A 19,919-nucleotide genomic window follows, 5' to 3' on the forward strand; every position below is an offset into this window, starting at 1 on the left:
GCCATTTAGCCCTGCCAGTCGCTCCACAATCGCGCTTCGTCCGGGCGTGGGCGCTCGTCGAGCTGGCGCGACGGCGTACCGATGAAGAAGAATCCGGCGATCCGCTCCGGCGCGGCCCCGAACGCGTCGCGGACGCGGTCGGAAAACGCCGGCCACCCCGTCAGCCACCCGCCGGCATAGCCATGCGCATGAACAGCATGGAGCAGGTTCATGCACGCCGCGCCCGCCGACAATTCCTGCTCCCACAACGGGATATGGCTGTCGGTGCGCGGGCTGGACAAGGCGATCACCAACGTCGGCGCCTGCCGCGCGAACTGTTCCATCGCCTCGATCTCGGCCCGCCCCGCGGCAGGCCGTTCCTCCCGATAAGCCCCGACCAGCAACGCGGCGAGCGCGTCGCGGCGATCGTCGCCGACGATCACGAAGCGCCACGGTGCCAGCTTGCCGTGATCCGGCGTGCGTCCTGCCAGGCGGATCATCTCCACGAGTTGCGCATGATCCGGCCCCGGCCCGGCGAGATCGCGCGGCTTGCCCGAGCGGCGCGTGGTCAGCAGCGACAGCGGCGAGGAAAGGTCGTTGAACATCGCCGCGCGGGATAACGCATGTGACGGGATATTTACAGCGCGCGCTTTGCCGTTAGTCTCCGCTGCAACCTTGCCCCGCGGAACGTCGCGGGCCGCGTTCCGTATTCAGGAGAGCCTTTCCCCCATGGTGGACACCCCTACCGCGGATTCCCCGCGCGAGCCGGATATCAGCCACGTCAATCCTGCGGCGGAGGCGACGTGGTTTGGCCACCCGCGCCAGCTTGCGCGGCTGTTCACCACCGAAATGTGGGAGCGGTTCGGCTTCTACGGCATGCGCGCGCTGCTGACGCTCTACCTGACCCAGCACTTTCTGTTCGGTGATCGGCAGGCGACCGGACTGTACGGCGGTTACACCGCGCTCGTCTATCTGACACCGCTGATCGGCGGCTATCTCGCCGATCAGTATCTGGGGTCGAAGCGCGCGGTGAAATTCGGCGCGGTGTTGATGGCGATCGGCTATTTCACGCTCTGCTTCGGCGGTGAGACCGCGCGTCCGTTCGCGACGATCGACGGCGAGCGCTACGAAGTGGCGATCGAGAAGAACGTCGCGGGCGTCGAGACGCGCTACGTGATCGACGGTGCGCAGCGGCTGGCGATCAAGGGCAATGACGACGGCACCGTCGCGCTGCTCGGCGCGGACGGCCAGCCCGCGCGCGTCGTCGCCAAGGGCGGCTTCCAGTCGGACGGGGAACGCAGCCCGTTCCACGTCACGCTGATGCTGCTGGCGCTGTGCATGGTGTCGGTCGGCAACGGCTTTTTCAAACCGAACATCTCGACGATGGTCGGGGAATTGTACCCGGCCGGGGACCGTCGCCGCGATACCGGCTTCACGATCTTCTACATGGGCATCAACATCGGTTCGACGCTGTCGCAATTGCTCTGCCCGCTGCTCGCGACGATGGTCGGCTGGTGGGCCGGGTTCGGCCTTGCGGCGGTCGGGATGCTGGCGTCGTGGTCGCTGATCCAGTTCGATGGCGGCCGGCTCAACGGCTATGGCGAGCCGCCGCTGCGCACCGGGCAACCGGATCGCGCCATGGGCATCTACGCCGCCGCCCTGATCGGCGTGCCGATATTCTACCTGCTGTTCACCAACCTGATGAACGCGCCCGATCCAGTCGCGGGCGCAGGGATAACCGGCTATGTGCTGGCGCTGCCGCTGATGGGCAAACTGCTGTTCGGCACCTTCCTGATCGCGGTGCCCGGCATTCTGATCTGGTCGTGGAGGAACGGTTCGCGACCCGAATTCCAGATGATGCTCGCGGCGATGATCCTGATCGTCTTCAACGTGGTCTTCTGGACGCTCTTCGAACAGGCGGGGTCCAGCCTGACGCTCTATGCCGATCGCAACACCGATTTGTCCGTGTTCGGGCTGTTCTCGCTCTCGGCGGGGCAGACGCAGTTCTTCAACGCCTTCTTCATCGTCGTCTTCGCTCCGATCATGGCGGCGATGTGGACGACGCTGGCGGCGGCGGGGCGGGAGCCGTCGATCCCGGTGAAGTTCGCGATCGCGCTGATCCTCGTCGGGCTCGGCTTCCTGTTCCTCGTCTTCGGCGGCCGGTTCGCCAGCCCGGACTTCAAGGTCGCGATCTGGTGGCTCGCCGGCCTTTACCTGATCCACTCGGTGGCGGAATTGTGCATCTCGCCGGTCGGGCTGTCGATGGTCACCAAATTGTCGATCGCGCGGGTGGTCGGGCTGATGATGGGCGTGTGGTTCCTGTCGGTGTCGGTCGCGCAATATGTCGCGGGCATCGTCGCGCAGGTCGCCAGCGTCGAGACGGTCGGCGGACAGGTCACCAACCTGAAGGTCAGCCTCGATACCTACAACGGCGTTTTCTGGACGATCGGTCTGGTCGCGATCGGGGTCGGCATCGTGCTGATGGCGCTGTCGCCGCTGATCCGCCGGTGGATGCACGGCGTCCGCTGAGCGGCGGGCGACCGACATCAATCGACACGCGACAAGCGCGCGTCGATCTGGCAGCACCACCTGCCGCAATCGACGATGACGATTGCGGCAGGAGAGGAGCACCGATGCCGGAATTGTTCGGATTGATGCAGGATACCGCGCTGACGGTCGATCGCTTCCTCGATCACGGCGCGACCTGGCACGGCACGCGGGAGATCGTTTCGCGTGAGGGCGACGGCACGATCGTACGCAGCGATTACCGCACCCTCCACCATGTCGCGCGCCAGGTATCCGACGCGCTGCTCGCCACCGGGATCGGGCGTGGGGACCGGGTGGCGACGCTCGGCTGGAACGGCGCGCGCCACATGGCGGCGTGGTACGGCACCACCAACATCGGTGCGGTGCTCCACACGCTCAATCCACGGCTCTTCCCCGAACAGATTGCGTGGATCGCCGCGCATGCCGGCGACCGATTGCTGCTCGCCGATCCGGCCTGCGCTGCGCTGGCGGCGCGATTGGTGCGCGACGTACCGACGATCGAAACCGTCGTCTTCCTGTGCGCGCGCGACGCGCTGCCCGCGGTGGATTTTCCCGCCATCGCGTTCGACGACTGGATCGCCCCGCATGCCGGCACCGCGCAATGGGGCGGGTTCGACGAGCGGCTGGCCTGCGGCCTGTGTTACACGTCGGGCACGACCGGCAATCCCAAGGGCGTGCTCTATTCGCATCGTTCCAATTACCTGCACACGCTGATGGCGCTGCAGGTCGACGCGCTGGCGCTGACCGAGCGAGAGACCGCGCTGCTGGTCGTGCCGATGTATCACGCCAATGCGTGGGGGGTCGTCTATGCCGCGCCCGCCGCCGGAGCGAAGCTGGTCCTGCCCGGCGCGCGCATGGATGGCGAATCTCTTTACGAATTGATCGAGGAGGAAGGCGTCACCTTCTCCACCGCGGTGCCGACCGTGTGGCAGGGGCTGCTGCAATATCTACGCGGCACCGGGCGCGGCTTCTCTACGCTTCATCGCGTCATCATCGGCGGGTCAGCTCCGCCCCCCGCCTTGATACGCGCGTTCCAGGACGATTACGGTGTGGAGGTCGTGCAGGGCTGGGGCATGACCGAAACGTCCCCGCTCGCCACGCTGTCGGCCCCCACCGCCGCCGTTCTGGCGCAGCCCTATGACGAACAGGTGCGCCGCAAGGCGATGCAGGGCCGGTTGCAGATCGGGCTGGACGTCAGGCTGGTCGACGATGCCGGCCGGTCGCTGCCGCATGACGGCAATACATCGGGGCGGCTGCTGATCCGCGGCGCGACCGTCGCCAGTGGTTACTTCCGCGACGATACCGTGGTGCTCGATGACGAAGGGTTCTTCGACACGGGCGACGTCTCGACGATCGACGATGCCGGCTACATGCAGATCACCGACCGGGCCAAGGACATCGTCAAATCGGGCGGCGAGTGGATCAGTTCGATCGAGATCGAGAATATCGCATCGGGCCACCCGGCGGTTGCGCTCGCCGCGGTGATCGGCGTTCCGCATCCCAAGTGGGACGAACGCCCGGTCCTGCTGGTTCAGCCCGCTCCCGGCATGTCCATCGACAAGGCCGCATTGCTGGCGTTCCTCGACGGGCGGATCGCCCGCTGGTGGATGCCCGACGACGTAGTGGCAGTCGATACGATCCCGCTTGGCGCGACGGGCAAGATCGACAAGAAACTGCTACGGCGGCAGTTCGCGGACTATCGGCTGCCGGATGTGCCGGAATAACTGCTCGCCGCAGCCTCGCGGTAACGAACGCTTTTCCGGAACACCCCGCCCCGCCGCATCGTTGCGCTGCCATCACCAAATGACATGAGAGAGACGATGGCCGACTGGATCAGGGCCGCGCGGGGATGGCTGCACGACCTGCCGGGCTGGCTGATCGACATGTTGTACGTGGCGGCGGCGTTGCTGGTCGCGCTGGTCATGCACCGCGTCATCATCTGGGTCGCGCGACGCGCCACCGCCGCCCGCCCCGACAGCGCCTCGGCCTTGTTCGTCGAGCGAATCCGCAAGCTGCTGCGCTGGCTGATGCTCGCGATCGCGCTGGCGGCGGTGCAGCCCGCGCTGGACCTGACGCGCGGGCAGGCGACGTTATGGGCCCGGATCGCGGCCCTGCTCGTCCCCGGACTGATGGGGTGGTGTGCGGTGGTCGCGGTGGGCACCGCCACCGACGTCATGATCCGCCACGCCGATATCAGCGTGGCCGACAATTTGCGCGCACGGCGCCGCCGCACGCGGCTCGGCATCTTCCAGCGGATCTTCGTGTCGCTCATCCTGCTGGTCACCGTCTGCACGATGCTTATGACCATCCCCAGCGTGCGCAGCCTGGGCGTGACGCTGGCCGCCTCGGCGGGGCTTGGCGCGCTGGCGGTCGGTGCCGCCGCGCAGCCGGCACTCAAGAACCTGATCGCCGGCTTTCAGATGATCTTCACCGAACCGATCCGCATCGATGACGTCGTCATCATCGACGGCGAATGGGGGAGGATCGAGGAGATCCGCCTGACCTATGTCGTCGTGAAGATCTGGGACGAGCGGCGGCTGGTCGTCCCGGTCTCCAAGTTCCTCGAACAGAGTTTCCAGAACTGGACCCGTCAGTCCAGCGCGCTGCTCGGCAGCGTGTTCTGGTACGTCGACGCGGCGACCGATGTCGACGCGCTGCGCGTGAAGCTGGGTGAGATCGTCACCGCCAACCCGCGTTGGGACGGGCGCTTCTGGAACCTGCAGGTCACCGACGTGAAGGCCGACGGCTCGGTCGAATTGCGCGGGCTGATGACCGCCAAGGACGCCTCCACCGCCTTCGATCTGCGCTGCGACATACGCGAGGCGTTACTGGCGCACATCCGCGCGGAACAGCCCGCCGCGCTGTTCCGCCACCGCGCCTATGTATCGGGTGACAGCGCCGGGTAGATCCGGTCGCGACCGGCAGCCTTCGCCTCATAGGTGCGGCGGTCGGCGCGATCGAGCAGACTCGCCAACGTATCGTCCGGGCGCAGCGTGGCGATGCCGCCGCTAACCGTCACGGGCGGCAGGAGCGGGCCCAGTCCGGCGACGGCGGCGCGGATCGCCTCGCCGGTCAGCACGGCGCCGCGCAACGTCGTTCGGCTCAGCAATGCGACGAATTCCTCGCCGCCCAGCCTCGCGACCAACGCATCGTTGGGCACGGCTTCGCAGATCGCCTGCGCCACGGCATGAAGCACCTTGTCGCCGGTCGCATGACCGAACCGGTCGTTGATCTGCTTGAACAGATCGATGTCCAGCATCACCGCGGCCATCGGATCGCCCTCGCGGCGGCTCGCGGCGATCCGCCGCACCGCCCGCCGCTCGAATCCGCGGCGATTGGCGACCTCGGTCAGCATGTCCGTTTCGGATTCATCGCGCGTCGTCTGCAACGCTGCCCGCACGATCATCAACAACACCGTCAACGCGGCCATGATCGTCAACAACCCGCCGAACGCCTGCGAGAACAACGCGTAGGAACTGGTGGTATACTCGCGCACCGTTGCGCCCGAACCGAACGCGGCGGCGAAGAACGGCTTGATCGCAAAATAGCTGGCGGTGATCGCGAACAGCACGCCTTGCGCCGCCCACATCGGATCGCGCGTGCCGCGTACCGCGCCGATCGACATCGAGGTGCACAGCAGAAGCATCGCACAAAACGGAAATTGGTAGATCAGGCCATAGCCCAGCGTGTTGCGCGCCCGATCGTCGAGCGACAGCCGCCCGGCCGCTGCGACCACGATGATCGCCGGCAGCATCATGCGGGGCAACGGCCGCCCCGAAAGCACCGCCACACCCTTGGTGAAGCACGCCGCGGAGGCCACGAGCGCCACGTAGCTGGTCGTCGTGAACACCGGGGTCAGCGGGCTGAATCGCACGCCCAGCTCGCTCAACGGCGAGAAGATGCCCAGCGTGTAGGTGGCGCAGAACCAGCCCGGACCAGGCTGTCGCGGGTAGGACGCGCGAAGGACGGCGAACGTCGCGGCGAACAACACCGCGACGCAGACATTTACGATCAGGGCATAAATCGCACCGTCCACGTACCGCTACCGTGCTGTTGCTCCGCATCGCAGGTTGTGCGGCAACCGGCGTGAACTGACAATCGGCCCCGCAGCGTTAACGGCGTCCCGGTTCAGATCTACCGCCGGGGATCACTCCACCGAAGCGGTGGTTGCCTCGGCCCGTTCCAACGCGGCGAGGAACGTCGCCGACCACCATGTGACGTCCTGTTCCTGCACGCTGGCCATCAACGACTGCCAGCGCCGCACCCGTTCCTCGCGCGACATGCGCAACGCCTGGAAGATCGCGTCCGATACTTCCTCGGCGCTATATGGGTTGACCAGCAATGCCTCACCCATTTGCTCGGCCGCCCCGGCGAAGCGTGACAGCACCAGCACGCCCGGATCTTCGGGGTCCTGCGCGGCCACATATTCCTTCGCCACCAGATTCATCCCGTCACGCAGCGGGGTCACCAGCCCGATCTTGGCGGCGCGGTAGATGCCCGCCAGCTGGTTACGCGGATAGCCCTGATTGACGTAGCGGATCGGCACCCAGTCGACGTCGGCATAAGCGCCGTTGATCCGCCCGGACAGCCCTTCGAGCGATTGGCGAATGCGCTGGTAGCTTTCCACCGACACCCGGCTGGGCGGCGCGATCTGGAGCAGGAACACCTCCTTGCGCTCCTCAGGATGCTCGTTGAGGAACCGCTCGTACCCCAGGAAACGCTCTTCCAGCCCCTTCGAATAATCGAGCCGGTCGACCCCGACGATCATGTCCCGTCCATCGGCGCTGTCACGCATCCGGCGATAGGCGAGCCGCGCGGGTACGCTCTTCGACATCTCGGCGAATTCGACCGCGTCGATTCCGATCGGGCACGCGATCAGCTCGACCTGACGGCCGTTGTAATGCGCGACATTTCCCTCGATCGTCGCACCCATGTCGTGGCGGGCGAAGTCGCAGAACGACTCCAGCCATTCCTCGGTGTGGAAACCGATCAGATCGTAGGAGAACAGCGATTCGACCAGCGCCTGCGCATTGGGCAGCGTGCCCAATAGCCGGCGCGGCGGCCACGGGATGTGCAGGAAGAATCCGATGCGGTTCGTGCATCCGCGGTCGCGCAGTTCCGCACCCAGCGGAAACATGTGATAATCCTGAATCCAGATGACGTCGTCCGGCTCGATCAGCGGGCGGACGGTGTCGGCGAACCGCTGGTTCGTGCGCTTGTACCCGCCTGCGAAATCGCGCTCATATTCCGCAAGATCGATGCGATAGTGGAACAGCGGCCATAACGTACGGTTGGCGTAACCGTCATAATATTCCTGGACGTCCTGCTCTTCCAGATCGACCGTCGCGGTCGTCACGCCTTGATTGCGCTGGAAATTGATATGGCCGCTGAACTGATCGGTCTGCTCCCCCGACCAGCCGAACCACATGCCGCCGCGATCGCGCAGCGCGGCGGCGAGCGCGACCGCCAGCCCGCCCTGCGCGCCGGCAGTGGAACCCTGCGGCGCGGTGACCCGGTTGGAGATGACGATCAGGCGACTCACCGGATACTACTCCACGGTTTGCTCAGCATGGCGGCACAATTGATCATGCCGACCAACGAATAGGTTTGCGGATAATTTCCCCACAATTCCCCACTCTGGGGATCGATGTCCTCGGACAGCAGCCCGGCCGCGGTGCACCGCGTCAGCATCTCCTCGAACAGCACCCGCGCCTCATCGGTACGTCCGGTCAGGAATAGCGCCTCGATCAACCAGAAGGTGCAAACGTTGAACGCGGTCTCCGGCAGCCCGAAATCGTCCTCCGTGTCGTAACGCAGCATCGTCGACCCGCGCCGCAATCCCTTCTCGATCGCCACCAGCGTGTCGAGGAAGCGTGGATCGTCCGCCTCAAGGAAGCGAAGGTCGAGCAATTGCAGCACGCTGGCGTCCAGATCGTCGCCGGCGAAGGTCGCCGACATCCGGCGCGTATCCTCGCGCCACGCCGCGCTTTCGATGCGGTCGCGGATCACCTGAGCGCGTTCCGACCATAATGCCTCGCGATCGGCCAGCTTCAGCCGTTCGGCGGCGTTGGCCAGCCGGTCGCACGCCGCCCAGCACATCGCGCTCGAATAGGTGTGGACGCTTTGCCGGGTACGCAATTCCCACAGCCCCGCATCGGGCTGATCGTAATAGGCCCAGGCCCGCTCGCCCACGCGCTCCAGCGCCTCGAAATCCTCGCGCCCGCTCAACCGGAACAGCCGCTGGTCGAAGAAGGCGTGGACCGAACACAGCACGATCTGGCCATAGGCGTCATGCTGGATCTGCTCGGCGGCCTGGTTGCCGACCCGCACCGGACCCATACCACGATAGCCCGGCAAGGCTTCCTCGATCCGTTCCGGCAACTGCGGCTCGCCCAGCACGCCGTACAGCGGCTGGATATGCCCGCCCCGCGCTCCGTCGACGATGTTGCGGAGGTAACCCAGATACCCCTCCAGGACATCCAGCGCACCCAGCCGGTTCAGCGCCTGAACCGTGTAATAGGCGTCGCGGATCCAGCAGTAGCGATAATCCCAGTTGCGCTGCGACCCGGCGTGTTCCGGCACCGATGTGGTCAGCGCGGCGACGATCGCGCCGGTTTCCTCGTGCTGGCACAGCTTCAGCGTGATCGCGCAGCGGATCACCACCTCCTGCCATTCCAGTGGCACCGCCAGCCCACGTACCCAGCCCTGCCAGTCCTGCGTGGTGCGATACAGCATCAGGTCGACGGTGCTGGCCAGATCGCCTTGGAAACCTTCGTCCGGCCCCAGGAAGAAGTGCAGCGGACGCTCGACGCGGAACGCATGTTCGCCCTGCACCATCGCGATCGGGGCAGTGGTGGTCAGCCGCAGCGCGATCGTGTCGAGCAACAGGCGTAGGTGGTTCGATCCGCCGATCTGCTCGCGACACCCTCCGCCCCAGCCGCAGGTCGGGCGCAACGACACGCGCACGCGTGGGCTACCCGCGATCGGGCGCACGATCCGCGCGTAGCCGACCGGGCGATAGGTCCGCCCCTCGCGCTGGAACCGCGGGCAGAAATCGATCACCTCGATCGCGCCGCCATGCGCGTCGCGGTGGGTGGTGACCAGGATCGGGGTGTTGCGGATATATTCCTGCTCCACCGATACGCTGTCCTCCAGCGTGATCCCCCAATAACCCGTGTCAGGTGCGTCGCCGCCCAGCAGCGCGGAGAACAGCGGATCGCCATCGACGCGCGGCACGCATCCCCAGACGAAACGGCCCTGCCGATCGACCAGCGCACTGACCTGGCAATTGCCGATCGGCCACAGATCCAGCGTCGTCGTCATGTCATCTCCCTGCAGGCGGCGTCGAGCCAGGCGAGCACGTCGGCGACGCAGTCCACCCGGTAAGTTGCGGCAGTGGCGCGCGCCGGGCCGACCAGCACGCCCGCGCCGCCCAGCGCGACAGCGGCGGCGAAGCCGGCTTCGTCGGTCACGTCATCCCCCACGAAGACAGGAACCGTGCGGTGGCGTGCAGGTTCCGCCATCAACCAGTCGACCGCCGCACCCTTGTCCCGCCCGGAAAGCCTTAGTTCGACGACCATCTTGCCGTGCTGAAGGTGCAGATCGTGGGTCGCGGCCAACTCCTCGGCCAGGGCGGTCACCGCCTCTCCGGTCGAAGGCGCGGCGCGGTAATGCAGTCCCACCCCGAACGGCTTGTCCTCGATCAGCGTGCCGGGATGTTCGTCCGCGAACGCGCGCGACGTTGCCAGCGCCGCATCCAGCGCCTCGGGCCGTTCGGGCGCGGCGATCGTCCCGTCGACCGCGGCGATTTCCAGACCGTGGCTGCCCGCGATCGCCAGCGCCGCCGGGGCGATCAGCGTACGCACCTCATGCACCGGGCGACCGCTGACGATCGCCACGCCGCCCGGCAACGCGTCGCCCAGCCGCGTCAGCAACGGGGCGACATCCGCGCCCACCGCCACCGCGTCGGGGGTATCGGCGATCTCCACCAGCGTCCCGTCGAAATCTAGGAACAGGCTGGCGTCGCTTAGCAGCGCGGGCGGCGGGGGGGCGAGATCGCTCATCCGGCCTCAAACGACGCGCGCGGCGTTTCGATGCAACAGCGCAACGATCATCCGGCGGCGGCGACCTTTTCCCCTGCCGCCGCGGCTGGCGCGGGCGCGCGCACCAGCCCGCCCGTCTGCCAGCGATCATAGGCGGTGAAGAAGTCGGTGAACGGCGCTTCCAGTGCAGGCAGGCGCTGCGCCGCGAACGCCGGCAGCCCCGCGGGCGGCACCGTCGCCACCGCGCTCAGCGCATCCTGCGCCGCGCTGCAAAAGCCATTATGCGCAAAATCCTGGGCAAAGAAATTGTAGAGCCGCGTCATCTGGTCATCGAACGCATCCTCCCACGCCTTGCCGCGCGTGGCGCGATACTCGCCCTGCAATCCACTTTGCGCATTGGCCAGTTCCGCTTTGCGGCTGTTGAGCAACGCGTTGTAGGCGTTGACCATCTCGGTCTGCTGCGGCCCCCGACACGCCAGCACCGCGACGTTCAGCGCGGCGCGCAGGTGCCATGTCGTCCCCGATGCCGACAGCCCGGCGTTGGGCGTCGCCCAGCGTCCGTCGGGCAATCGCGCCGGAATTCGCATCCCCGGCCGCGCACCCGCCGGCATCGGAGCCGGCACCATCGCCGTCACGGGCGGCGGCGGCGGTGCAGGCGGCCCCGGCGGGGGCGTGCGCGAACAGGCCGCGGCAAGAATGGACGCCGCAACCGCGGCGAACAGGCGCAGGCGCATCGTGAAATCCCTTTTAAGACGCGTGATGCACGCGTTCCCATCCTGGCACGTTCGGCGGAAGACGCCACCCGCCGTGCCGTGCGCCAGACGCGGCCAAGCGAGTCGTTGCCCCTCGAACCGGCTCCGTCGCTCCGGCAACGCCGGCCCAACCGCACCGGCCGCCTCACCGGCACTCGCTTCACGGATGGGAGACTATCCCGCGCGGCGATCGAACGCCTGCGCGGCCTCCTCCATCAATGCCGCGATGATGTCGGCGATCGGCTCTTCCTTCGTCACCATGCCCACCGACTGCCCTGCCATTACGCTGCCATGCTCGACATCGCCGTCGATCACCGCGCGGCGCAGCGCACCTGCCCAGTAATGTTCGATCTGCAACTGCGCCTCGGCCATCGCCAGCCGGCCTTCGTCCAGCGACTGCGCTACCTCGCGCTGCCGGGCGGAGAACAATTCGCCGCCGGCGTTCTTCAGCGCGCGCACCGGGATCACCGGCAGCCGCGGATCGATCTGCACGCTCGCCACAGCGTCGCGCGCGGATGCGCGGATGAACGCCTTCTTGAAATTGGGATGGGCGATGCTCTCGCTCGCGCACACGAAGCGCGTGCCGATCTGGACGCCCGCCGCCCCCATGTCGAGATACCCCGCGATCGCTTCCCCACGCCCGATCCCGCCCGCGACGAACACCGGCACCACGCCGGCCAGTTCGGGCAGCATCTCCTGCGCCAGCACGCTGGTCGATACCGGGCCGATATGCCCGCCCGCTTCCATCCCCTCGATCACCAGCGCGTCCACGCCGCTCCGGATCAGCTTCTTGGCGAGCGCCAGCGTCGGGGCGAAGCAGATCACCTTCGCGCCCGATGCCTTTATCTCCTCCAGCGACCCCTTGGGCGGCAATCCGCCGGCCAGCACGACATGTCCGACGGCGTGGCGCGCGCACACCTCGATCAACGCGGTCAGATCGGGGTGCATGGTGATCAGGTTCACGCCGAACGGCCGGTCGGTCATCGCCTTCGTCGCGGCGATCTCGGCATCGAGCAGCGCCGGCGTCATCGCGCCGCATGCGATCACCCCGAAGCCGCCGGCGTTCGACATCGCCGACACCAGATGCCGCTCCGACACCCACGACATCGCGCCGGCCATGATCGCCACCTCGCTACCCAGGAACGCCGCGCCGCGCTCCATGCGGCTGGTCAGGCGGCGAGCGCCGATATCGGTGGTTGGGTCAGGAGAAGCGGCGGTCTGGGTGTTCGTCATGCCCCTGGTTACGGGGGGCGCTGCGCCATGGCAACATGCCGGCGATTGCCGGTGCGTAGCAATCGATTCCACTGATCGCAATAATCTGGCCGAAACGGGTCAGTTTGCTCTTTTCGAGTCCCGAAACCTGTGTCATCCATGTGTCATAACAAGAAGGGTGAGGATTGCTGAAATGGTCTCGGGCTACAATTTTTCGCCGCGTCGTCGCTTTGCCGTTCTGACGGCTTTGGTGGCGGTCAGCTGGGGAATGGTCGGCGCCGCCGCCGACGCGATCGCGCAGCTCGCTCCCTAGGTTCACCCGGCGCAACCGGTCGAGGCACGACGCGAAAACGTCATCGATCGGTTACGCACCCGTCACCACAACGAGACGCGGGCGTCACATCAAGGCGGCATAACGGCGGCAAGGGAGAGCCGCCCATGCCGCCGATCGCCGACCCGCTCGACATACGCCCGCGTTCCTTGCCCGCTTCGGCGTCCTTTGCGCCAGCACCCGCCAGCGGGCATCTTGCCCCTGCCGCCGGGTATCTCGCCGACGTCACCGATCTGTTCGACTTCGCGAACTCGCGCCCACATCGTCCGGAGGAGCCAGCGGGGGAGCGTCGCCGCTACCGCACGATCTGGATCAGCGACGTGCATCTCGGCACCCGCGGCTGCAATGCCGATATGCTGATCGACTTCCTCGATCACGTCGATAGCGAGACGATGTATCTGGTCGGCGACATCGTCGACGGCTGGCAGATGAAGAAGCGCTTCTACTGGCCCGCCGCGCACAATGACGTCATCTGGCGGCTGATGAAGCGCGCGCGGCGCGGCACGCGGATGATCTACATTCCCGGCAATCATGACGAGATGTTCCGCCAGTTCGCAGGGCTGGATTTCGGCGGGATCAGCATCCGGCGCAAGGCGGTGCATGAAACCGCGGACGGACGCCGTCTGCTGGTGCTGCACGGCGACGAATTCGATGCGATCACGCTGTCGCACCGCTGGCTCGCCCACGTCGGCGACGCCGCTTACACCGGGTTGATGACGCTGAACCGCGCGGTCAGCGCGGTACGCCGCAAGTTCGGCATGCCCTATTGGTCACTCAGCAAGCACGCCAAGGCGAAGGTCAAGAACGCCGTCGCGTTCATCTCGCGCTTCGAAGAAATCGTGGCGGAGGCGGCGGGCAGCCGCGGGGTCGACGGCGTCGTGTGCGGCCATATCCACACCGCCGAGATGCGGGAGATCTCCGGCATCTCCTACTACAACGACGGTGACTGGGTGGAGGGGTGCACCGCGCTGGTCGAACATCTCGACGGGAGGATGGAGATCCTGCATTGGGGTGACGAGATCGCGCGTCGCCACGGCGTGCCGGTCGCCGCGCTGGCGGCGTGATGCGGATCGCGATCGTCACCGATGCGTGGACGCCGCAGGTCAACGGCGTCGTGCGGACGCTGGAGTGCGTCATCGCCGAATTGCGCGGTGGCGGCCACGACGTACTGGTCGTCTCGCCCGCCGATGCGCCGTCGCTTCCCTGCCCGACCTATCCCGAAATCCGGCTGGCGTTGATGTCGCCCGCCGCAATCGGTCGGCGCATCGCCGCATCCGGCGCGCAGGCGGTGCACATCGCCACGGAGGGGCCGCTCGGCGTCGCGGCGCGGCGCTGGTGCCTGTCGCGCGGGCTACCGTTCACCACCGCATATCACACGCAATTCCCGGACTATGTCGCGGCGCGCACCGGTGCCGATCCCGAATGGATCTGGCGCTACGTCCGCTGGTTTCATGCGCCCGCCGCCGCGGTGCTGGCGTCGACCCCGACGATCGAGCGCGCACTGAACGCTCACGGCCTCACCCGCGTCCGGCGCTGGGGCCGAGGCGTCGCGCCGGTCTTTGCCCCCGCCGGCCCGCGCGATGCCGCGATGGCCGCGCTGCCCGGCCCGGTGCTGCTCCACGTCGGGCGGGTCGCGGTGGAAAAGAACATCGCCGCCTTCCTGTCCGCCGACATACCCGGCACGAAAGTGGTGGTCGGCGACGGCCCGGCGCGCGGCGCGCTGGCACGCCAGTTCCCGCATGCGATCTTCCTCGGTGCGCTGTTCGGGGCGGATCTCGCCGCCGCCTATCGTACCGCCGATGCGTTGGTGTTCCCGAGCCGCACCGACACGTTCGGGCTTGTGATGATCGAGGCGCTGGCCTGCGGCACGCCCGTCGCCGCCTTCCCGGTGCCCGGCCCGCTCGACGTGCTGACCCCGGCGACGGGCGCGATGCATGACGATTTGGCGCACGCCATCACGCAGGCGCTGGCGCTGGACTGCGCCGCCTGCGCCACGGCCGGCGCGGGCTTCACCTGGCCGGCCAGCGCGCGACAGTTCCTCGACGCACTCGAACCGTTCGACACCGGCCTGTCCCGCGCGGCCTAGGCGGTCATCCCGTTGCCGTGTGAGCGCGCTTGCCCTAGCCCGCGCCACGCACTAAGTCCGTCTGCAACAGGCGGCCGCTCCGGGAAGGGGCGGCCCTTTGCATTTATGGAGACTTTCCGCATGGCCCAGCCGCTCATGCCGCACGCGACCGCCTCGTGGCTCGTCGACAACACGGCGCTTTCGTTCGAGCAGATCGCCGATTTCTGCGGGCTGCACATCCTTGAGGTGCAGGCGATCGCCGACGACACCGCCGCCACCAAGCTGACCGGGCGCGATCCGGTTCGCGCGCACGAACTGACGCAGGACGAGATCGACAAGGCGCAGGCCAATCCGAAGTATCGCATGACGATGACCAAGGGGCCGGACCAGGTGCGCCGCACGAAGGGTCCGCGCTACACGCCCGTGTCGAAGCGTCAGGACAAGCCCGATGGCATCGCGTGGATCATCCGCAACCATCCGGAGATCACCGACGGCGCGATCAGCAATCTGATCGGCACCACCCGCACCACGATCGCCGCGATCCGCGACCGCAGCCACTGGAACATCGGCAACATCACGCCGAAGGATCCGGTGACGCTCGGCCTCACTACGCAGCGTGAGCTGGATGCGGCGGTCGGCAAGGCGGCCAAGGCAGCGGGCATCGAAGCTTCGCCCACCGACACCCGCCTCGACGGCGATCGCGAGGCGCTGATCGCCTCGCTGCGTGCCGAGCGCGAGCAGGCGGCGCGCGATGCGGAGGCGTCGGTCGATGGCGTCGCCCCGGTCCGCCCGGCGTTCGAGGATCCGTTCCGCCGCTGACCCGCCGGGCGCGTTCGCCGAACCCAAACGCACGGACACTACATCGGCCCCGGCAATCGCCTATCGCAGGGGCGGAGGCCGGGGCCGTGTCGTTTCACGCGTATCTGCGCGACGCTGGCATTCCGTGCCCCGCCGCCCCACATCGGTCGTGCATGATGTACCCCCGCCGCACACAGTCGCAGATCATCCGCGTCATCGACCTCGAAACCACCGGCGCTGCCCCGCCCGCGCATGCGGTGTGCGAAGTCGGCTGGCAGGATGTCGCGCTCGGCACCGACGGTCGTTGGGATTTATACGGTGAAGGCGGCAGCATTCTCGTCAATCCGGGGCGTCCGATGCCGGCGATCACCCAGGCGATCCATCACATCCGTGACGAGGATGTCGCCGACGCGCCGTGGTGGCACGATGTCGCCCGACAGGTGCTCGATCCCTATCCGCGCCGCATCGCGCTGGCGGCGCACCGCGCCGCGTTCGAGGAGCAATTCTGCACGCCGGCGCTGACCCATGGCGCGGACTGGATCTGCACGTGGAAGTGCGCGCTGCGGCTGTGGCCCGATATGCCCAGCTACTCCAATCAGGTGCTGCGCTACTGGCGCAAGCCCGATGGGTTGGATCACGAACGCGGCCTGCCCGCGCACCGCGCCTTCCCCGACGCCTATGTCACCGCCCACCATCTGCGCGACCAGCTGAACGAGGCCTCGGCGGCGCAGTTGATCCAATGGTCCGGTGAACCCGGTCTGTTGCCGCGCGTCCGCTACGGCCCCGATCGCGGCAAGGACTGGCGCGAGATCGAGGAGGAGAGCCTCGTCAAGTTCCTCACCGATCGCGACCCGGATGTGCGCTTCACCGCCGAAACCGAGATGGCACGTCGGCGCGGCGGCGGTCACGTCGGCCGCATGACCGCGCAGGAATTGCTGCTGTAAGCGCAGAACGGCGTTCGCCGTCCGGGCTCGCCTTTTTCGCGCTCAGAACCAGACCTCGCTCCGCGATCGATCCCGCATCCCCGTTCGCGGTAGGACGTGGCGGAAGCCGGACTGGATCGTAACGGCAGCGAACCGACCAACATGCATGAGGAACCCCGCAACACGCGCTGGCGCAACGTCGCGGCGCACGATAACGCAGTGACGATGGCCGATCTGTCCGCCGACACTCCGATCACGCGCGCGTTGCCGCGCCGCATGACCACGCTGATGGCGTTCGGGTTCATCGCGCTGGTGCTGGTCGGCTATGCCGCAGTGCGCGTCATGCAGCGCAACGAGGTACATACCCGGCTGGTCGAACATACCTATCAGGTCGAAAACGTCGTCCTGAACGTCCGCCGCCTCGTCGAGGAAGGCGAGGCGGCGCGTCGCGGCTACATGCTCGTTCCCAGCCGCTCTGCCACGCTCGCCAACTACCGGCGCACGCAGGCGCAGCTGCCTGTCGCGCTCGCCCGCCTCGACGGGCTGGTCCGCGACAATCCGGTGCAGCGTCGCTTCCTCCAGGGACTCCGCCTCCAGCTGGCGAGCCTGACGCAGCGGCGCGCGAACACGATCGCGCTGCTGGAACGCGGCGACCAGCGCGGTGCCTTGCGCGCGTTCGGCGACGATGCGGAGATTCGCGACATCCGGACGGTGCGCAACCTGCTCGACCGGATGGCCGCAGTGGAGCGGCGATTGATGACGCGGCGCGACGCCGAACTGCGCGCCAGCGAGCGTGCCTTCTACACGATCATCGTGCTCGCCGGTGCGCTGCTGGCGGTGGTCGCCGTCATATCGCTGCTGACGATCCTCTCCTACACCCGCAACCTCGCCCGCTCGGACGAGGCGCTGCGCGAGATGAACGCCGGGCTGGAAGGGATGGTGCAGGCCCGCACCGCCGACCTGACCCGCGCGAACGAGGAGATCCAGCGCTTCGCCTATATCGTCAGCCACGATCTGCGTTCCCCGCTAGTGAACGTCATGGGCTTCACCGCCGAGCTGGAAACCGCCGCCGGGGAGCTGCGCGCGCTCGTCGACCGGGTGGAAACCGATGCCCCCGCGCTCGCCACCGACGGCGCGCGGCTGGCAGCGCGTGAGGATTTGCCGGAAGCGATCGGCTTCATCCGCACTTCGACGCAGAAGATGGACCGCCTCATCAACGCGATCCTGCAATTGTCGCGGCAGGGCCGCCGATCGCTGACGCCCGAGAAGATCGACGTCGCCGCGCTGGTGCGGCAGGTCGGTGAGACGCTGTCGCACCGGTTGACCGAGACCGGGACGACGCTGACCGTCGAGGGAAGATTGCCGGTGGTGGTCAGCGACCGGCTGGCGCTCGACCAGATCCTGTCGAACCTGATCGAGAACGCGGTGAAATACCTGCGCCCCGGTGTGCCCGGCCGCATCACCGTTAGTGGACGGCGCGAGCGCGATCGCGCGGTCTACATGATCGCCGACAACGGCCGCGGCATCGACCCACGCGACCACGCCCGCGTGTTCGACCTCTTCCGCCGCTCCGGCGCGCAGGACCGTCCGGGCGAGGGCATCGGCCTCGCCACCGTCCGCGCGCTGGTTTTCCGGCTCGGCGGCAACATCGACGTCGCCTCCACCCTCGGGCAGGGTGCGACCTTCACCCTTTCGCTTCCGCTCGTTTTAGCCAAACAGGAAATCGCTGCATGAACGCCCCGCAATCCGTCAACATCGTGATGATCGAGGATGACGAGGGTCATGCGCGGTTGATCGAGAAGAACATCCGTCGCGCAGGGATCATGAACCCGATCCGCCATTTCACCGACGGCACCAGCGCGCTCGACTATATCTTCAATGATTCCACCGGACCGCAGCTGAACGGCCCCGCGCTGGTGCTGCTCGATCTCAACCTGCCGGATATGAGCGGGACAGACATCCTCACCCGCATCAAGGGCAGCGACGGCCCGGTCAAGCGCACGCCGGTCGTCGTCCTGACCACCACCGACGACAGTCGCGAGATCCAGCGCTGCTATGATCTCGGCGCCAACGTCTACATCACCAAGCCGGTGAATTACGAAAGCTTCGCGCAGGCGATTCGCCAGCTCGGACTGTTCCTGTCGGTCATCCAGGTGCCCGATCTGGGCGACGGTCACTGACCATGGACGCGCCCCGCATCCTCTATATCGACGACGATGCGGGTATCCGCCGCCTGGTGTCGCGCGCGCTGGAGCGCCGCGGCTACGCGGTGACGGTCGCCGACGGTGGCGAGGCGGGCGTGGCGGCGGCGCGGGATGCGCGGTTCGATATCGTGGCGGTCGATCACTACATGCCGGGGATCGACGGGCTGGAGACGATGGCGCGGCTTTCCGCGCTGCCCGATGCACCGGCGATGGTGTATGTCAGCGGGTCGGAGGAGACGCAGGTCGCGCTCGCCGCGCTGCGCGCCGGCGCGGCGGACTATATCGTCAAGACGCCGGGCGAGGACTTCTTCGATCTGCTCGATGCCACGTTCCGCCAGGTCATCGCGCGTGCGCAGATGGCCCGGGCGAAGGCGCGTGCCGAGGACGATCTGCGCGCCAGCAACGCGCGGCTGGAGGCTCTGCTGGCGGAGGTGAACCACCGCGTCGCCAACTCGCTGCAACTGGTCTCCGCGATGGTGCGGATGCAGGCCAGCGCATTGACCGACGAGGCGGCCCGCGCGGCGCTGGAGGATACGCAGGCGCGGATCAGCGCGATCGCCCAGGTCCACCGCCGCCTCTACACCGGCGACGATGTCGAAAGCGTCGACATGCTCGACTATCTGACCCAGCTGATCGACGAGTTGACCAAGACATGGTCCACCAACGATCGGCCACGCGCGCTGTTGCTCAGCGCCGACCCGCTACGGCTCCCCACCGACCGGGCAGTATCGCTCGGGGTGATCGTCACCGAACTGGTCAGCAACGCCTGCAAATACGCCTATCCTTCGGGTAGTGGCGAGGTGCGGGTGCGACTGTCGCGCGAAGGTGACGAACGCTTCCGGCTGACCGTGGAGGACGACGGTATCGGGCTGGGCGACGCCACGCCCAAGGGCACCGGCGTGGGCACCCGTCTGATCCGCGCCATGGCGCAGAGCCTTGATTCGGTCGTCGAATACGACCGCACACACACCGGCACCCGCGCCACCGTCGCCGCCGCCCTGGGCTGATCGCCTACCTCGTCTTGGCGGGCGCGGCGAGGCGGTCGGACGCTGAAGGAAGCTATGGC

The 19,919-nt window shown here is 67.3% G+C and carries 17 protein-coding genes; 10 read left to right on the forward strand and 7 right to left on the reverse strand.

Going from position 1 to position 19,919, the window contains the following annotated elements:
- Nucleotides 1–5: 5 nt before the first annotated feature.
- Nucleotides 6–584 carry a nitroreductase family protein gene (locus tag ASE95_RS05435; protein WP_056632420.1) on the reverse strand — a complete coding sequence of 193 codons (579 nt, stop codon included), beginning with the start codon at nt 582–584 and terminating at the stop codon, nt 6–8.
- 124 nt (nt 585–708) lie between these two features.
- Here ASE95_RS05435 and ASE95_RS05440 point away from each other — a divergent pair, with 124 nt between their 5' ends.
- From ASE95_RS05440 to ASE95_RS05450, 3 genes are all read left to right on the forward strand, one after another.
- On the forward strand, nt 709–2,508 hold the full coding sequence (locus tag ASE95_RS05440) for a peptide MFS transporter (RefSeq protein ID WP_056632423.1): 1,800 nt from the start codon (nt 709–711) through the stop codon (nt 2,506–2,508).
- A gap of 104 nt (nt 2,509–2,612) precedes the next feature.
- A complete protein-coding gene (locus ASE95_RS05445) occupies nt 2,613–4,250 on the forward strand; it encodes a long-chain-fatty-acid--CoA ligase (RefSeq protein WP_156347882.1) in 1,638 nt (545 codons plus the stop codon).
- Nucleotides 4,251–4,346: 96 nt separating this feature from the next.
- Nucleotides 4,347–5,432 carry a mechanosensitive ion channel family protein gene (locus ASE95_RS05450; protein WP_056632426.1) on the forward strand — a complete coding sequence of 362 codons (1,086 nt, stop codon included), beginning with the start codon at nt 4,347–4,349 and terminating at the stop codon, nt 5,430–5,432.
- Here ASE95_RS05450 and ASE95_RS05455 read toward each other — a convergent pair.
- The 6 genes from ASE95_RS05455 to ASE95_RS05480 all read right to left on the reverse strand — a co-directional run bounded on the left by ASE95_RS05455 (nt 5,405) and on the right by ASE95_RS05480 (nt 12,481).
- Nucleotides 5,405–6,562 (reverse strand): GGDEF domain-containing protein, encoded by a 1,158-nt coding sequence (locus ASE95_RS05455; RefSeq protein ID WP_056632429.1) that lies wholly within the window; start codon nt 6,560–6,562, stop codon nt 5,405–5,407. The genes ASE95_RS05450 and ASE95_RS05455 overlap by 28 nt on opposite strands.
- Before the next feature lie 111 nt (nt 6,563–6,673).
- On the reverse strand, nt 6,674–8,068 hold the full coding sequence (gene otsA, locus ASE95_RS05460; protein WP_056632432.1) for an alpha,alpha-trehalose-phosphate synthase (UDP-forming): 1,395 nt from the start codon (nt 8,066–8,068) through the stop codon (nt 6,674–6,676).
- Nucleotides 8,065–9,849 carry a glycoside hydrolase family 15 protein gene (locus ASE95_RS05465; protein ID WP_056632435.1) on the reverse strand — a complete coding sequence of 595 codons (1,785 nt, stop codon included), beginning with the start codon at nt 9,847–9,849 and terminating at the stop codon, nt 8,065–8,067. The genes otsA and ASE95_RS05465 overlap by 4 nt, the downstream gene beginning before the upstream one ends.
- Nucleotides 9,846–10,589, reverse strand: coding sequence for a trehalose-phosphatase (otsB, locus tag ASE95_RS05470; protein ID WP_056632438.1), 744 nt, complete (start codon nt 10,587–10,589; stop codon nt 9,846–9,848). Before otsB ends, ASE95_RS05465 begins: the two co-directional genes overlap by 4 nt.
- A 47-nt stretch (nt 10,590–10,636) precedes the next feature.
- Nucleotides 10,637–11,302: a hypothetical protein gene (locus ASE95_RS05475; protein ID WP_056632441.1), complete on the reverse strand. Its 666-nt coding sequence runs from the start codon at nt 11,300–11,302 to the stop codon at nt 10,637–10,639.
- Nucleotides 11,303–11,494: 192 nt separating this feature from the next.
- Complete coding sequence (locus ASE95_RS05480; protein ID WP_056632444.1) at nt 11,495–12,481, reverse strand: NAD(P)H-dependent flavin oxidoreductase; 987 nt, start codon at nt 12,479–12,481, stop codon at nt 11,495–11,497.
- 489 nt (nt 12,482–12,970) lie between these two features.
- Between ASE95_RS05480 and ASE95_RS05485 the strand changes: the two genes are divergently transcribed.
- The 7 genes from ASE95_RS05485 (at nt 12,971) to ASE95_RS05515 (ending at nt 19,860) form a co-directional block, all read left to right on the forward strand.
- Entirely contained in the window at nt 12,971–13,927 is a 957-nt protein-coding gene (locus ASE95_RS05485) for a UDP-2,3-diacylglucosamine diphosphatase (protein ID WP_082449559.1), read from the forward strand.
- Entirely contained in the window at nt 13,927–14,949 is a 1,023-nt protein-coding gene (locus tag ASE95_RS05490; RefSeq protein ID WP_056632446.1) for a glycosyltransferase family 4 protein, read from the forward strand. The genes ASE95_RS05485 and ASE95_RS05490 overlap by 1 nt, the downstream gene beginning before the upstream one ends.
- A gap of 120 nt (nt 14,950–15,069) precedes the next feature.
- Entirely contained in the window at nt 15,070–15,747 is a 678-nt protein-coding gene (locus ASE95_RS05495) for a DUF1013 domain-containing protein (protein WP_056632449.1), read from the forward strand.
- 152 nt (nt 15,748–15,899) lie between these two features.
- On the forward strand, nt 15,900–16,670 hold the full coding sequence (locus ASE95_RS05500) for a 3'-5' exonuclease (protein ID WP_235528196.1): 771 nt from the start codon (nt 15,900–15,902) through the stop codon (nt 16,668–16,670).
- A gap of 141 nt (nt 16,671–16,811) precedes the next feature.
- A complete protein-coding gene (locus ASE95_RS05505; RefSeq protein ID WP_235528197.1) occupies nt 16,812–18,383 on the forward strand; it encodes a sensor histidine kinase in 1,572 nt (523 codons plus the stop codon).
- A complete protein-coding gene (locus ASE95_RS05510; RefSeq protein WP_056632452.1) occupies nt 18,380–18,829 on the forward strand; it encodes a response regulator in 450 nt (149 codons plus the stop codon). The genes ASE95_RS05505 and ASE95_RS05510 overlap by 4 nt, the downstream gene beginning before the upstream one ends.
- A gap of 2 nt (nt 18,830–18,831) precedes the next feature.
- Entirely contained in the window at nt 18,832–19,860 is a 1,029-nt protein-coding gene (locus ASE95_RS05515) for a sensor histidine kinase (RefSeq protein WP_056632454.1), read from the forward strand.
- Nucleotides 19,861–19,919: the final 59 nt, after the last annotated feature.

This window comes from Sphingomonas sp. Leaf231, assembly GCF_001421995.1.
Taxonomy (GTDB): domain Bacteria; phylum Pseudomonadota; class Alphaproteobacteria; order Sphingomonadales; family Sphingomonadaceae; genus Sphingomonas.